We start from the raw sequence: 14,585 nt of genomic DNA, 5'->3' as shown, positions 1-14,585 counted from the left end.
CTTCCGCATTACAATAGGTTGGTTTGCATATTTTGTAATTTCTTGACGAGATACTTGATGCCTTTTTCACTGGCAATGCCGCGCACGTGATAGCGCAGCATTTCAATGTACACCTCATGGGGTCGGAACTGATCGGCCGGGAATATATCGGCGTTGAAAACGATGTCCATCCGCGCAATGTAAATCTTGGCAATGACCGGGATGTTAAGGTTATCCCGGTACAAACCCTGCTGAATGCCTCTTTCCATGTTACGGGCCATACAATTGTAGATGAACTCCGTTTTATGATTTTGAAAAAGTTCCCAGGCTTCGGGATAATATTTCTGCAGATCGAACAACACCGACGGATGAAAACTGCTCAGCTTTTCACTCACCGCACGACTCACTTCAAAGAGTTCATCAATCGCATTGAGTTCTCCTTCCTGCAGTTCATGAAAGCACTGTTCATCTTCTTCCAGGTGAAATTTCATCACCTGCTGCACCAGGTCTGATTTATCGGAAACGTGTTTGTAGAGCGTCTTTTTGGATATGGCCAATTCCCTGGACACGTCGTCCATGGTCAGGCTCCTCACGCCACAGCGAAGAAACAGTTCTCCTGCCTTCTGTATGATCTTGATCCGCTGTTTTTCCACGGGGCAAATGTAAGCACCAAATACATAGGAAACAAAAAAAATGAAAAACGTTTCCAGTGTACGTACTTTTACCCGTGAGGCCTCCCATTGTGAATGCACATAAAAAGTTGTTTTTTTGCACCTCTTAAAACCGCTGTCGTCATGACTGAAACAACTTTACTCAAGCGTTCAAAGATCAAGGAACTATTTGCGGATGCCCGGGCCCAGGATGAAGTGAACATCAAAGGATGGGTACGGACCAAAAGAGGCAGTAAAGATGTGAACTTCGTAGCCGTGAACGACGGATCCACCATACACTCCATCCAGGTGGTGGTGAATGTGGCGGATTTTCCTGAGGCATTGCTGAAGTCGATATCAACCGGTGCATGCATTTCGGTAACGGGTGCATTGGTGCCTTCCATGGGCAAAGGTCAGGCTTTTGAAATCCAGGCGGGCGCCATTGAAGTATATGGTGGTGCCGATCCGGAAACCTTTCCATTGCAGAAGAAGGGGCATACATTGGAGTTTTTGCGGGAGATTGCACACCTGCGGCCACGCACCAACACCATCGGTGCTGTTTGGCGGATTCGCCACGGCATGGCCATGGCCATCCATAAATTCTTTGATCAACGTGGTTTCTTTTACCTGCATACACCCATTATCACAGCATCTGATGCGGAAGGAGCCGGTGCCATGTTCCGTGTAACCACCCTGGATCCTGCCAATCCGCCCAAAACCGAAGATGGCGGCGTGGATTTTTCCCAGGACTTTTTCGGAAAGGAATCGCGACTTACGGTATCCGGACAACTGGAAGGTGAGCTGGGTGCACTTGCGTTGAGCGACATCTACACGTTCGGTCCCACATTCAGGGCAGAGAATTCGAACACCACCCGCCACCTGGCAGAGTTCTGGATGGTAGAACCGGAAATGGCGTTTTATGATATTCATGATGACATGAACCTGGCGGAAGATTTCCTGAAGTTCCTGGTAGCCCAAGGACTTGAACATTACCGTGACGATCTGGAGTTCCTGAACAACATGTACGACAAAGAACTGATCCAACGTCTCGAGTCTGTTCTTGCAGAGCCATTCGCCCGTATCACCTATACCGAAGCAGTTGACATTCTGAAAGCATCCGGTCAAAAATTCGAATATAAGGTTGAGTGGGGAAGCGACCTCCAATCGGAACACGAACGATTTCTGGTGGAGAAGCACTATGGCAAACCTGTAATCGTTACCGGATATCCCAAAGAGATCAAAGCCTTCTACATGAAGTTGAACGAGGATGGGAAAACCGTTCGTGCCATGGATGTGTTGTTCCCTGCCATCGGCGAGATCATTGGCGGTTCACAACGGGAAGAAAATTATGACACGTTATTGGCTCGCATACGCGAATTGGGATTGCCGGAAGACGAACTTTGGTGGTACCTGGATACCCGTCGGTTCGGAAGCGCTCCGCACAGCGGGTTCGGATTAGGTTTCGAACGTTTGCTGCTTTTCATGACCGGCATGGGTAACATCCGTGATGTGATTCCATTTCCGAGAACACCACAAAATGCAGAGTTTTAAATATTGCCGCTTCCTCCCGAGTTATATTAAGGTGGCCTGAATCAATCTAACCACGAATTACGTACCTTAAGCATCGCAATGATGTCTTTGTAACAGGCAACCTATGCTAAAGCAGACATTACAACAAAAGCTTCTGCAAAAGCTATCCCCGCAGCAGATTCAGCTAATGAAGCTGTTGCAGGTACCCAGTGCGTCATTGGACCAACGGATCAAGGAAGAGCTCGAGCAAAACCCGGCACTGGAAGAAGGCAAAACCGAGGAAGAAAGTATCGGCGAGGAAAACTACGACGAGGATGACATGGATCAGGACGGAGGTGACGACAGCTCCCAGGATGAATTTGATATTTCCGATTACCTCAGCGACGATGACATTCCCAGTTACAAACTGAACAGCAACAACAGCAGTTCCGACGACGAGCGACGCGAGGTACCTATTACAGGCGGATTGAGTTTCCAGGATGTGCTCATCTCACAACTGAGCATGCGCTTGCTGGACGACCATCATTACAAGATTGCGGTTCACCTGATCGGAAGTCTGGATGGTGACGGTTACCTGCGCCGCCCGCTGGAAGCGATTGTGGATGATATGGCATTCACCCAGAATGTATCCACCACGAAGGAAGAGCTGGAAGAGGTATTGCATGAGATCCAGGAACTGGACCCTCCCGGCGTGGGCGCCAGGAGCCTGCAGGAATGCTTGTTGCTACAACTGCAAAGAAGATCAAACCACGACATGGCATTGGCGCTTGCCGTGGAGGTGATCAGAAACCATTTCGAAGAATTTTCAAAGAAGCATTATAGCAGGATCGCGCGCAAACTGGGCATTACAGAGGAAGAGTTGAAGCCGGCAGTCGACATCATCCTGAAACTGAATCCCAAACCAGGCAATACGGTGTCTGAAGGCAGCAAGGCATCTCCCACCATCGTACCCGACTTCATCATAGACAACAACGACGGTGTACTGAACCTGAGCCTGAACGCCCGTAATGCACCTGATCTGCGTGTCAGTCGTACCTATGCTGACATGCTGGAAGGATACAGCAAAACGAAAGACAAGACCGACAAATCCCAGAAGGAAGCGGTGATGTTCGTACGCCAGAAGCTGGATGCAGCAAAATGGTTCATAGATGCAATCAAGCAACGGCAACAGACCTTGATGAAAACCATGACAGCCATCATGGAATACCAGTATGATTATTTCCTCGAAGGCGATGAGACCATGCTGAAACCGATGATCCTGAAAGACATCGCAGAAAAAGTAGAATTGGACATCTCCACCATTTCAAGGGTAGCCAACAGCAAATATGTACAAACACCCTTCGGTACATTTTTGTTGAAAACCTTCTTCTCCGAATCCCTGCAAACGGACAGCGGTGAGGAAGTTTCAACGAGAGAAGTCAAAAAGATCCTTCAGGAATGCATTGATGCGGAGAACAAGAAAAAGCCTTTGACGGATGACCGTCTGACAAAAATCCTGAAAGAAAAAGGATATAACATCGCCAGGCGAACAATCGCCAAATACCGTGAACAACTGGGTATTCCGGTTGCCCGCTTGCGCAAGGAACTATAAGATGTCCGACCGAATCGCCAAGATCATATCCTACCTGTTTCATCCTGTGTTCATGCCGTTGCTGGCATCCTACATCCTGTTGCATACCCACACGTATGTTGCATTCAGTATTCTGCCCAAAGGCAAACTGGTGATCTATGCGATCCTGATGTTATGTACGGTCATGCTGCCCATCATCACCGCGCTGGTGTTGTTGCGCAATGGGATGATCGAAACCCTGCACATGGAGACCAAGGAAGAAAGAAGGCTGCCGTTCCTGGCAACAGCCATCTATTATTTCACCGCATACTATCTGCTTGCAAAACTCCCATTGCCACGAATCATCATGCTGCTTCAGCTGGGCGCTACCCTATCTGTCATCCTGGTACTGCTGATCAACCTGAGGTGGAAGATCAGTGTGCACATGACGGGTATCGGAGGTTTTGTTGGGGCGGTGATAGGCATATCGTTTGAACTGGGAGCCGACCTGCGAACCTTATTGGGGGTATTGATCATTTGTGCAGGGCTGGTAGCATCGGCCAGGATCTCTTTAAAAATGCACAAGCCGGCACAGGTATATGCCGGCTTTGTGTTGGGTGTCTTATCGGAGTGGTTGGTGATCTCCGCAATGACGCCGATGATCAGTACATAATTGACAACCCCACGGAAAATGCCTGAATATCTTTTCCGACGCCTTCACTGAATACTTTTGAAAGTGGGTAGTAGCCGTAGAGCGTGGTTCGTCCGTATCCAATTCTGGCCGTAGCCCCGTACTGGAAAGGAGACAGATCTTTCAGGTAGTAGTCCTTCGACTTGTTTTCATCGTCCTTGTACTTGGTGTGGCTGCTGAGAAGATAGCCAAGGGTGAAACCCGCACCTATCTTGAAACTCTTTTTACTTTCCTCAGGCTTGGCCCTGAACAAAAATTCCAATGGGATTTCGATGAAACTGGTTACGAACCTGTTCTTTTTGTACTCAAGTTTGGAAGGCAGTTTATCGAATGTATAGGATGATGTGTTCTCCACAGAATCAACGGTCAATGATGACCAATCCACATCGCTGTCGATGCTGTGCGAAGAGATACCCAAACCGTAGCGGAAACTGAGACCACTGCTTCCCAATTGTTTATCAGACATCATATTGAATCCGAATCCACGTGAACGCAGCCCGTTAAACGTAATTCCTTTCGGTGCATTCAACCATCGATCAGCGGTCAGGTTCACCACGATCGGTTCCATCTTTTTGGACTTGTTGGCTGGCTTTTCACTTTCCTGTGCATGAATTGGCAGGAGGGTGGTCAGAAGGAAGAGACTAAGTAAGGTTCTCAATTGCATATACAATACGTTTTGTTAATCGGGTAGACAGGTTGCAAGAAACATGCCATTGAAAAAAAGAAAGGCGGACCTGTGACAGATCCGCCTTTCACTAACGTTTTGGCGTCTTACTTTACCTTGCTGGCAAATTCAGTACCCACTTTGAATTTTACAACTTTCTTAGCGGGGATTTTGATAGCAGCACCAGTTTGAGGATTGCGGCCAGTGCGGGCAGCTCTCTTAGCAGCAGAGAAAGTACCGAAACCAACGAGGGTTACTTTGTCACCTTTCTTAACAGCACTAACAGTACCATCGATGAAAGAGTTCAGGGCTTTTTCAGCTTGTGCTTTAGAGATTCCGGCATCACCGGCAATCTTGTTGATCAAGTCTCCTTTGTTCATGATCTTTTTTTTTAAGTGATTAATAATGGTGAATGGTTTGAAACACCAGTAAATTTAGGTTTCGACACCAATATCTCCAAAAAAAACCGCAGAAAAACTGAAAGATTTTTCCACTACTTATGAACGATGCCCGTTTTTGGATACAACTTGTTGATTATCAATCGACTTTAAAAGTGGAGTCGGGCAGATTTGAGTTCAATTTAACTGTTGTAACAGTCATTTCCAGGGATTGCGGTCCCATATTCTGACTGATTTTGAATGGGAACTTGACGCCGTCCACTACCTGATAACCATCAAAACGGGTGGTTTGGGTGATATTTCCCATCGGTGTTTCACGGTTGGTCACAATCTGTTTTCTGAGGTGCGACCCGGCATCAAAGTATTGCCACTCAGTTCCACCTGCCGGATCTGTGACTTCCAATAGATAGCAATCTTTGCCATCTATTTGTTCCGATCCTTTTAATTCAACTTTAAAGCCAAGCTTCTGATATTGGAGTTCCGGCATCAACAATGAACTGTATTTAAGGTCTTCCAATTCTTTCCCGGTAATTTCCTTAGTGCCCTGAATGCTTTTTGAAATACCGCGTTGACCATCATATCTCTGTTCCTGAATGGTCATGTTTTCATTACCCAATGTCATGGCGTATTTACCCGGTTTCTTACTATAGGTATTGATCTCGAAAGACTGACCTTGTAAACTCACACCCATCTTTATGGTAACATCCTGCACCTTATCCAAAGCCTTCACTGCCTTTTTTGCGTCAGCCTGTCCGCTGATGGCCATCAAAAAGTCATCGATCACTTTCTGCGCTGTCAACCCTTCCGGAAGCGGCTTGGCATCCTTCAATTCCACCCCATAGTGGTCATACATCTCCACTTTACCGCCACTGGAAAAAGTGGTTAACTTGTCTTTCACAGCATCCTTGCTTCCCACAACCAAGATATAGGCCTGGTCAGGATGCAGGTATTTCTGGGCCATTTCACGAATATCTTTTGGGGTGATCTTTTCCAGTTTCTGCAGATAGCTGCTGTAGTAATCATCCGGCAATCCATAGATCGCCTTTGATATGGCAAAACCTGCAACGGTTTGCGGGTACTCCAGTGAGCGGGCAAAACTTCCGCTGAGTTTGTTGATGGTCATCTTCAGCAAGTCTTCCGGTACATCCTCATCCCTCAATCGCTTGATTTCATACAGAATTTCGGTGACTGCACTGTCAGTTACTTCATTGCGCACCTGAGCGTAAGCTTTAAAATCACCTATCAGTTTATCTGCATGCAAAGACGAATAGGACCCATAGGTATAGGCTTTGTCCTCCCGTAGGTTTTGCATCAGCCTGCCGGAGAAACCATCGCCACCCAGGATGGCATTCATCACGCTTGCCTTGATCGCATCAGGATGGCCGGGCGTAAGTTCCACCGGGTAAGTGACCATCACCACCGACTGCACAGCTCCCGGCTTATCTACCAGGCACACCCGGATTTTTTCAGGGCCTTTGGGTGTCGGGTAGTGGGCGACCTTCACCTCACCTTTTTTCCATGCACCGAAATACGACTCGGCCCAGGTCCGCGCTTCTTTCAGGTTCACATCTCCCACGATGGCCAGGTACGAAATATTGGGCTTGAAATACGCATCATAGAATGACCTGCATTGTGCGGCATTGATTTTCTTCACAGATGCTTCTGTCACTACTTCACCATACGGGTGTTGTGCAGAGAAGCGGAGTACATTCCCAACATTCTCCGCCATGGAATTCGGATCGTCTTTTGTAGTTGCAAGTGCGGAAAGTTGCTGGGTTCGTAGCTTTTCAAGTTCTGCTTCCGGAAAGGAAGGATGCAGCAGAATGTCGGACATGATCTTCAGCAGGTCGTCTGCATGTTGTTTCAGGCAGGAAGCGGACATGCCACCGGAAGAAGTATTCAGGTTGGCGCCTATGAGATCGATCTGTTCGTCAATCTGCTCCTTGGTGCGGTTTTCGGTACCACGTTTCAGCAGGTCACCCGCCATGGTCACATAACCGGCATCGTCACCTTCCATCACGGGGGTGTAGTCAACGGTCAACCGGAATGACACGCGTGGGAGTTTGTGGTTTTCCACAACGAACACCTTCAGGCCGTTGTCCAGCGTGAACTGTTCGTAATTTCCAAGGTTAATCTCTTTGGCGGGGGCAGGTGCCGGCGCCTTGGAGCGATCTATTTGTGCGGATGCACATGATGCAATGGCGATCAGTGCTACCAGCAATATGGTTTGAAATTTCATGGGAGTTTTTTTCAGGTTTGATTGTTTCTGATGATGTTGCCTTATTCCTCGTTCTTTGGCAGGTAATACAAAGTCACCCGATTTTCAGGAACAAGGTATTTGCGGGCAACCTCCCGGATTTTTTCACGGGTAACCTGATGATACTTTTCCAATTCGGTATTAATGAGGTTTGCATTCCCGAAGTACATATGATAGTTGGCAAGGCTTTCCGCGATACCGGCCACTGTGGCTTTGGATGAAACCATATCGTTCTCGATCTGATTCATCAGTTTTTCAAATTCCTTTTCTGAGATCAGTTCATCCTGTACGCGTTTGTACTCCGCTTCCATTGCGCTTTCCAGGTCCTTCGGATCTACGCCCATGTTTACAATACCGTAAGCAAGTGCAAGTCCCGGATCCTCCAGCGTAAGCGGAATGGCGCCAACCCCCAGGGCTTTTTGCTGTTCATCCACCACGTGTTTCTGTAGCCTGGAGCTTTCACCTTGCGACAACACCATCGCGAGCATCTCCATGGCATAGTAATCATCGGTACCCTGCGCGGGAATATGAAAAGCATGAATCACCGCGGGAAGTTGAATATTGTCAAACACCGTGTCTCTTACCTCTGAGGTTTGCCGGGGTTCAACCTCCCTGGGTCTTTCAATGGTTTGCTTTCCGTGCGGAATCGGGCCGAAATAAGCTTCAATCCATTTCTTTGCCTGTGCCACGTTTATGTCACCTGCGATGGATAACACAGCATTATCCGGCACATAAAACTTGTGATAGAAATCCACGAACTCCTGATCCTTGGCTGCATTCAAATGCTCCATGGAGCCGATGGTCGGCCAACGATAGGGATGAACATGAAACGCATGCCGCATGGTTTGTTCAAGGATCGTACCGTACGGCTGATTATCAATTCGCTGACGTCTCTCTTCCTTCACCACTTCGCGCTGCGTTTCAATGCCCACTTTCTCCACCTTGGCATGCATCATCCTTTCCGATTCAAGCCACATACCCAGTTCCAGCTGATTGGAAGGCAGAATCTCATAGTAAAAGGTACGGTCGTTGGTGGTATTGGCATTGAGTGTACCGCCGGCGCCCTCCACATATTTGTCATACTCACCCCTTCCGATGTTTTCGGAACCTTCGAACAACAAGTGCTCGAAGAAGTGGGCGAAGCCGGTCCGTTCCGGATCTTCATTCTTGGACCCGACATGATACATCACGGTGACCGCAACGATGGGCGTTGAATGATCTTCATGCAAGATCACGTGCAACCCGTTGGGCAGATCATATTCTACAAATGGTAATGGTCCGGTATCGGACGCATGGGCGAAGACGCATAAGGAGGTCGTCGCCATCAGTGATAAAATGAAGCGCATACTGAAAAGATTAGGATTCAAAAATATAAGAATTTATGAAAACCGCTGTCAGCAGCGGTCTTTACCATTTCCATGTGCTGGGACGGATGGATGCAACGCTTTGTTACAACCGTCGTCTATGGAAGAGAATACAGGCTGATTCATCCCGGGAATCACCGCAGGCCAGGCAAAAGTGCAAAGCGGGTAGCAATAACTACCTTTGATACAACCGATGCAGGGTTAGGCGGCATGGAACATGTTCGGCCACTTGCAATAAAGGTTTGCCTTTGACAATGGTATACCAGCATATGCACCAGGACCTCATTGAGCTTTGCCGGCACGGTGACCGCAATGCACAATTGAAATTGTACAAGCTATACTATAAAGCCATGTACAACACCAGCCTGCGCATTGTTAAGAATGAAGCCGAAGCGGAAGATCTGATGCAGGAATCGTTCCTGGATGCATTCCGAAAGTTAGATACCTATAAAGGAGATGCATCATTCGGATCGTGGCTGAAACGGATTGTGATCAACAACAGTCTGGACGCATTAAAAAAGAGAAAAATCAACTGGGAAAGCCTGGATGACGGGTACAAAGAACCTTACCTGATTCAGGAAGAAACAGCTACGGAAGAAGTGGATCAATGGAAAGTGGAAGAAGTGAAGAAAAGCATTGCCCAATTACCCGACGGATACAGAACAATCCTGAGTTTGTACCTGCTGGAAGGATATGATCACGATGAAATCGCATCCATCCTGCATATCACCAGCTCGACTTCACGTTCTCAATTCAACCGGGCAAAAAATAAACTGAGGGAAATATTAAAAGAACGAACATGGCAGACAATCTAGAAAACTGGTTCAAACAGAACCGGGATGCCTTTGACGATGCAGAACCTGCATCAGGTCACCTGGAACGTTTCGAAAGGAAGCTTCACGGTGCTGCTCCCATACGACGCAACCTGTTCATGTCTCCTTTCTTCCGGATGGCCGCAGTGCTTGTAATGGGTTTTATGCTAGGCTACCTGTACTATACAAACGACTCTGCAGGACGCAACCGCATGGCTTCCGATCAGGGCATCGGACAAGCTTCCATGGATATCAGTTCCATCTCTCCCGAACTTGCGGAAGCCGAAGTTTTCTTTGATCGGATGATTCAGCAAAAACTAACCGACCTATCCGGTTACAAGGAAAAAGACAGTGCCCTGTATCACCAGGTGGTGGAGCAGCTTGAAGGACTTGAAACCGCATACAATGACCTTCGCTCGGAATTGGTGAACAACCAAACCAGCGACCAGGTGATCAATGCCATGATTCAGAATTACCGCCTCCGCCTTGACCTGATCGAACACATCCTCGACCTGAAAAACCAGGCAGAGAAAATGGAGGAACAATTGCAAACCGATACAACGGCTTCCGCACACAACGAGAACAGCTGATTTAAGAACCAATGATACGAAGAGACATGAAACGCAACAACGTTAAAATCCTGTTGGCATTTTCCGTAGCCTTGCTATTGCTGGTTGCCAACGCATGGGCCATTATCCTGGATGAACTTACAAAGGAATGGAAACAATCCTTCGAGGTGAATCAAGACGCCACCGTAGAAATTCATAACAAATACGGAAAGGTTCATGTAACCACGTGGGACCAAAACAAGGTAGACATCAAAGTAGTGGCTTATGTGGATGTCAACGATGCTGAAACCGGTAAGAAACTGCTGGATGAGATCGACGTAACCATGACCGGAACAGCAGACCATGTAAAAGCGGTAACCGATATTAACTGCAAGCTGACAGGAAAAAACTGTAACAAGCTGAAGATTGATTACACCATCTCCATGCCGAAAGACAACAACCTGGTGATCAAAAACAAGTTCGGTGATGTATTCGTGGATGCCCTGAACGGCAACAGTGACCTGGAAATCTCATACGGCAACATGACCTGCAACCGTCTCCAGGGAAAAAGCAACGTGGTGGATGTAGCCTTCGGGAAAGCCACCCTTGAAGACATCACTTCATGCAAACTGAATGCCCGTTATTCAGATGTAAACATAGGTAAGGCAGATCACCTGGATGCCGATACACATTATTCCGGCCTCGTGATCACCAAAGCCACAACCATCTACAATGTATCCGAATACGATAAACTGGTGCAAATAGACGCCTGTGATGATGCACATGTAGATTGCAGTTTCTCCAGCCATCGCATCGGAAAAGTGAATGACAAACTGAACCTGAAAGTGAATTATGGCAGTTGCGAAGTAAAGGAGATCCCTCGCGACTTTAAACAGGTAGACATTGATTGCCGCTACGGGAGCACAGTGATCTACTTCGATGAAGATGCCTCCTTCAACTTTACAGGATCATGCTCCATGGGTGGCCTTGATTTCCCACGCAATGCTACCAACCTCACCAAAGAAAGCAAAGGCAGTACCGACTACCAGGTGGCTGGCAAGGTGGGTAACGCTACCAACCCGAAAGCCAATGTAAGTGTGTCGGAATGCAAGTACGGAAGCGTCAAACTCAAGTTCAAATAACATTCCCGATTCCCCATCATACATTGCAAAAAGGCGGACCTGATTCCGCCTTTTTTTTATCCCTTTACTGACACTTTCAATTTTCAATATTAACCCTAACTTAGTTCTGAAAACCCTTGATTCCGTAAGCAAAAACACGTATGTCATCGCTTCGTTGCACGATTATAGACGACAACCGGATGTCGCAAAGCATGCTCAAGAACTATATCGGTGAAACCGATTTTCTGACCTTGCAGGATACATTCGCCAGTGGCACCGAAGCCACCAAAGGTTTGATGAACCACCCCCCCGATCTCATCTTCCTTGATATTGAAATGCCGGATATGACCGGCATCGACCTGATCAGAAACCTGCCCAACCTGCCCATGATCATCCTCGTGACCTCGCACAAGGAATATGCGCTGGAGGCTTTCGAATATGATGTGCTGGACTACCTTGTGAAGCCAGTAAATTATGCTCGCTTTCTCAAAGCGGTTCGCAAGGCGGTGGAGAAAACCGAGAAGCAGAAGAACAACAATACCCAGACCCAACCCGGTTCAGACGAGATTTTCGTGAAATCCGACGGTGCCCTGGTTCGCATCCGCAAACAGGATATTTTCTTTGTGGAAGCCATGGGTGATTATGTGAACATCCAAACCGTGAAGAACAAATACACGGTATATTCCAAACTTTCCGAGATCGCCGATAAGTTAGGACCCACCGACTTCTTCCAAACCCACCGATCTTTTATCGCAAGACTGGACAGGATCATGGCCATTGATGACTTCGTTGCTGTGATGGATGGTTACAATGTGCCGGTCAGCCGCTCCAACAAGAAAGAACTGCTCGGCAAGCTCAACCTGCTGAAGTAGGCGCACACCTTTTCATACTTCCTCCTTCCCTTATTTCAGGTTTCTTTTCACCCATCCTTTCAACGGTGTGATGTTACCATTCAACGTGCATGGTTTCCCAACCAACGAATACTCTGGGTATATAGGCAACCAATCGGGTTAAACCAGATGAAAGCAAACACAAACAAAAAACACTGTCATGAAGAATTTCATCCAAAACCTGAAAAAAGCCACCACCACCATCATCCTGATGACCGCCACTTTTGGAGTACAAGCGCAGGACTACGCTACTTCTTACAGCAGCGACATGAATGGTAAGTGTGCCGGTTGCATGATCCAGGATGCGGAGCAAGCCCTTGGCAGTGACTTCACCAAAGCAGCCGTGATCAAGACCAGTGTATCCAAAAAAGACTCCTACATCTACCAGAGTTTCGGTTTCTCGAATGAAGGCCTGAAAGGTTCTACCGTAACAATGATTGTAGGTGGATCTTACTGGGACCTGGTATACACTGCATGGCTCGGTGGACTGAACATCCAAACTTACAACGATGGTGCACTCACTTCCCAAACCGTGATGGCCTGGGATCTTACCCTGAATGCTTTCGGTGGAAAATCAGACATGTACGAACTGTCTTTCACCGCAACCGAAGAATACGACGAGGTGAGGATGGTTCTCAACGGTGGTATCGCTTCCACACTCCACCTGCTGAACGTGTATGGCCTCTACCACTCCTCTTCTTCACTGCCTGTAAGCTGGTTGTATGTGAATGCACACAGCGAAGACAACAACGTAGCCATCCAGTGGGCCACCGCTACCGAAATCAACAACGATTTCTTCTCGGTTGAAATGAGCCTCGACGGTACCAACTTCGAAACCATCGATGAGGTGAAAGGTGCCGGTAACAGCTCTACCACTTCTACCTACAAATCCATCGTACCCGCTGCTAACATGACCCGCTACTTTCGCATCCGGCAGAACGACTTTAACGGTAAAAACACTTACTCGCAAACCATCGCTGTGGCTCCTGCAAACTCCATCAGCAACATGAATGTGTTCCAATCTGCAGGTGTCCTTAACATCCGCTTCGAACAAGAAGCCGACAGCCAGGTTTCAGTGGTTGTATCCGATATCAACGGCCGCATCATCAGCAACACCACCATGAATGCCTACAACGGTTCAAACAGCATCGTTCTGCAGGATGTACCGGTGCAAGCCCAAGCCATCTACGTGGTAACACTGGCATCCGCCCAAGGCAACCAATCACAAAAGTTCTTCGCCCGATAAGCTTCGGGTACTCCGGTTCCACAGGACCGTTTGCTTTCAGAAAGGAAGGTGTGTATGCAAATCCACCTTCCTTTCATTTTTACCACAGATTACCATTCAACGAGTTTTTCATACCATTCAACGAGTAGGCGCAACCTACTAACGAGTATTACCTATATAAAGGCATGCACCTAAGTAAAAGTAGGTAAAAGCAAAGACCATGAAGACCTTCTCTCAACACCTGAAAATCGCAGCTACAGCCACCGCCATACTGGTTTCTATGATTGTTAATACTCCGGTACATGCACATTCCGGATCCGGCAGCACGGACGGCATTACTTTGACACCCAACACCCAGGCAACATGGTTATTCGTAGACGCACATGAAGAAGATGATCAGGTAGCCATTGAATGGGCTACGCTTAGCGGAAACATAACCGATACATTCTCAGTGGAGGTAAGCAAAGACGGTGTGAACTTCCACAACATTACCGAAGTGCAAGGAACCGGTAACAACTTCAGTTCATTCACCTACAAAACCCTGGTTGATAAAGCAGCATACCTGCGTATCTTCCGCATCCGTCGGAAGGATGCAAACGGCAACACGTTATATTCCGACCTACTTCCCGTAGGTGGCGCCAGCAACATTCGCAACCTGAACGTGACCCAGAACAACGGCGACACCCTGCACATCCGATTCAGCCGCGAGCATGAAGGTCCGGTATCTGTAGTCATCACCGATCTCAACGGAACATTCATTTGCAACCGCACACTTGAAGCCAGTGCCGGCACAAATGAATTCCGGCTCTCCGACACCGGCATCCGCGGCCAGTACATGTACATGGCAACGATCATTGCCGGAGAAAGCCGCCAGTCGCAAAAATTCCTCACCCGATAACCCATCTCT

At 47.7% G+C, this 14,585-nt stretch carries 14 protein-coding genes; 9 read left to right on the top strand and 5 right to left on the bottom strand.

All coding sequences use genetic code 11. The features are described from left to right. Positions 1 to 8: 8 nt before the first annotated feature. Positions 9 to 632 carry a TetR/AcrR family transcriptional regulator gene (locus H6585_15060; protein MCB9449650.1) on the bottom strand — a complete coding sequence of 208 codons (624 nt, stop codon included), beginning with the start codon at positions 630 to 632 and terminating at the stop codon, positions 9 to 11. A 141-nt stretch (positions 633 to 773) separates the two neighbouring features. Here H6585_15060 and asnS point away from each other — a divergent pair, with 141 nt between their 5' ends. The 3 genes from asnS to H6585_15045 all read left to right on the top strand — a co-directional run bounded on the left by asnS (position 774) and on the right by H6585_15045 (position 4,381). Further along, the gene (asnS, locus tag H6585_15055; GenBank protein ID MCB9449649.1) at positions 774 to 2,180 is read left to right on the top strand and encodes an asparagine--tRNA ligase; all 1,407 of its coding nucleotides are present in this window, start codon (positions 774 to 776) and stop codon (positions 2,178 to 2,180) included. Between the two features lie 103 nt (positions 2,181 to 2,283). Next, complete coding sequence (rpoN, locus tag H6585_15050) at positions 2,284 to 3,750, top strand: RNA polymerase factor sigma-54 (GenBank protein MCB9449648.1); 1,467 nt, start codon at positions 2,284 to 2,286, stop codon at positions 3,748 to 3,750. Position 3,751: 1 nt separating this feature from the next. After that, positions 3,752 to 4,381, top strand: coding sequence for a hypothetical protein (locus H6585_15045; GenBank protein ID MCB9449647.1), 630 nt, complete (start codon positions 3,752 to 3,754; stop codon positions 4,379 to 4,381). Here H6585_15045 and H6585_15040 read toward each other — a convergent pair. The 4 genes from H6585_15040 to H6585_15025 form a co-directional block, all read right to left on the bottom strand. Further along, entirely contained in the window at positions 4,371 to 5,063 is a 693-nt protein-coding gene (locus tag H6585_15040; protein MCB9449646.1) for a PorT family protein, read from the bottom strand. The two genes, H6585_15045 and H6585_15040, sit on opposite strands and share 11 nt — an antisense overlap. Before the next feature lie 107 nt (positions 5,064 to 5,170). Then, on the bottom strand, positions 5,171 to 5,443 hold the full coding sequence (locus tag H6585_15035; protein MCB9449645.1) for an HU family DNA-binding protein: 273 nt from the start codon (positions 5,441 to 5,443) through the stop codon (positions 5,171 to 5,173). 157 nt (positions 5,444 to 5,600) lie between these two features. Next, the gene (locus tag H6585_15030; GenBank protein MCB9449644.1) at positions 5,601 to 7,700 is read right to left on the bottom strand and encodes an insulinase family protein; all 2,100 of its coding nucleotides are present in this window, start codon (positions 7,698 to 7,700) and stop codon (positions 5,601 to 5,603) included. A gap of 41 nt (positions 7,701 to 7,741) precedes the next feature. After that, positions 7,742 to 9,064, bottom strand: a complete 1,323-nt coding sequence (locus tag H6585_15025) for an insulinase family protein (GenBank protein MCB9449643.1) — start codon at positions 9,062 to 9,064, stop codon at positions 7,742 to 7,744. 272 nt (positions 9,065 to 9,336) lie between these two features. Here H6585_15025 and H6585_15020 point away from each other — a divergent pair, with 272 nt between their 5' ends. The 6 genes from H6585_15020 to H6585_14995 all read left to right on the top strand — a co-directional run bounded on the left by H6585_15020 (position 9,337) and on the right by H6585_14995 (position 14,576). Next, positions 9,337 to 9,897 (top strand): sigma-70 family RNA polymerase sigma factor, encoded by a 561-nt coding sequence (locus tag H6585_15020; GenBank protein ID MCB9449642.1) that lies wholly within the window; start codon positions 9,337 to 9,339, stop codon positions 9,895 to 9,897. Then, positions 9,882 to 10,484 (top strand): hypothetical protein, encoded by a 603-nt coding sequence (locus H6585_15015; protein ID MCB9449641.1) that lies wholly within the window; start codon positions 9,882 to 9,884, stop codon positions 10,482 to 10,484. The genes H6585_15020 and H6585_15015 overlap by 16 nt, the downstream gene beginning before the upstream one ends. A 26-nt stretch (positions 10,485 to 10,510) precedes the next feature. Further along, positions 10,511 to 11,584: a hypothetical protein gene (locus H6585_15010; protein ID MCB9449640.1), complete on the top strand. Its 1,074-nt coding sequence runs from the start codon at positions 10,511 to 10,513 to the stop codon at positions 11,582 to 11,584. A gap of 140 nt (positions 11,585 to 11,724) precedes the next feature. Further along, positions 11,725 to 12,435 (top strand): response regulator transcription factor, encoded by a 711-nt coding sequence (locus H6585_15005; protein ID MCB9449639.1) that lies wholly within the window; start codon positions 11,725 to 11,727, stop codon positions 12,433 to 12,435. A gap of 178 nt (positions 12,436 to 12,613) precedes the next feature. Continuing rightward, on the top strand, positions 12,614 to 13,699 hold the full coding sequence (locus H6585_15000) for a T9SS type A sorting domain-containing protein (GenBank protein MCB9449638.1): 1,086 nt from the start codon (positions 12,614 to 12,616) through the stop codon (positions 13,697 to 13,699). A gap of 199 nt (positions 13,700 to 13,898) precedes the next feature. Beyond that, positions 13,899 to 14,576 (top strand): hypothetical protein, encoded by a 678-nt coding sequence (locus H6585_14995; GenBank protein ID MCB9449637.1) that lies wholly within the window; start codon positions 13,899 to 13,901, stop codon positions 14,574 to 14,576. Positions 14,577 to 14,585: the final 9 nt, after the last annotated feature.

This window comes from Flavobacteriales bacterium (genome assembly GCA_020635855.1).
Taxonomy (GTDB): Bacteria; Bacteroidota; Bacteroidia; order JACJYZ01; family JACJYZ01; genus JACJYZ01.
This window is presented reverse-complemented; position numbering and strand designations above follow the sequence as displayed.